We start from the raw sequence: 1240 nt of genomic DNA, 5'->3' as shown, positions 1-1240 counted from the left end.
CCTGAACTTACCGCTATTGTTAGTGGTGCGGTGAATGGAGATACCATCAACTATACTTTGGCAACTACCGCTTCCCAGTTCTCCAATGTGGGTGACTATCCGATTGCCGTGACTTTGGGCGCTAATCCAAACTATACCGTTGCTGCTACCGATGCAACCTTGACCATTACACCAAAAGCACTGAATGTGACTGTAGTGGCGGATGATAAATCTAAAGTATACGGGGACGTTAATCCTACACTTACCGCTATTGTTAGTGGTGCGGTGAATGGAGATACCATCAACTATACTTTGGCAACTACCGCTTCCCAGTTCTCCAATGTGGGTGACTATCCGATTGCCGTGACTTTGGGCGCTAATCCAAACTATACCGTTGCTGCTACCGATGCAACCTTGACCATTACTCCAAAAGAAATTCATGCTGTAGCAGATACCAATACAATTCCTGTAAATGGAATGACTGGAGGGAATTCAGGAGTGAACGTTTTCACTAACGATACATTAAATGGATCGCCTGTTAATCCTACGGATGTAGTATTAAGCTCTACACCAAACGGACCATTGACTATAAATCCTGATGGAACTGTTAATGTAGCATGTAGCACCAAACACACCAGCGGGAAGTTATACTGTAAATTACACTATTTGTGAAGTGTTGAACCCTACCAATTGTGATACAGCTACAATTACTATTGTTGTTGCTGCTCCTGTTATTGATGCTAATGATGATATGTATTCAATTACTAATTGTAGTGAATTTGGCGTAGTTGGTAATATATTCGCAAATGATACTTTGAATGGAAATTCAATTATATCAGAAGTAATAAACTTTTCATTAGTTTCAGGAGAGAACTCAAATATCACATTAGATAATATAGGAAATATCAATGTACTAAGTGGAATAGCTAGTGGTTCATATGTACTAACATATCAAATTTGTGAAAAATTAAATCCTAACAATTGTAATACTGCTACAATAACATTAAATGTTACTATTGCCAATAATATTGTGACAATAAATAGCTCAATTTGTAATGATGGAGAAATTACAACTACTAACCTAAGTGACTTATTACCAGCGGGAACTCCTACAAACGGAACCTGGATTGATGTAAATAATTCGGGTGGTTTACAAGGAAGCATACTTAATGCTTCTGGACTTTCTGTCAAAGATTATATTTTTGAATATAAAATTAACGATGCAACTTGTCCAAGAACTATAAGAGTTGTCATGACCGTG

The 1240-nt window shown here is 37.7% G+C and carries 1 protein-coding gene and 1 pseudogene; both read left to right on the top strand.

Annotated elements, in window-relative coordinates:
* Positions 1–651: MBG domain-containing protein (locus OA85_RS17550; RefSeq protein ID WP_039111032.1), on the top strand; the 651-nt coding region annotated here is incomplete at its 5' end.
* Position 652: 1 nt separating this feature from the next.
* A pseudogene (locus tag OA85_RS16910) lies at positions 653–1240 on the top strand (hypothetical protein); the annotation flags it as partial.

Source organism: Flavobacterium sp. AED, from assembly GCF_000812945.1.
Classification (GTDB): domain Bacteria; phylum Bacteroidota; class Bacteroidia; order Flavobacteriales; family Flavobacteriaceae; genus Flavobacterium.
This window is presented reverse-complemented; position numbering and strand designations above follow the sequence as displayed.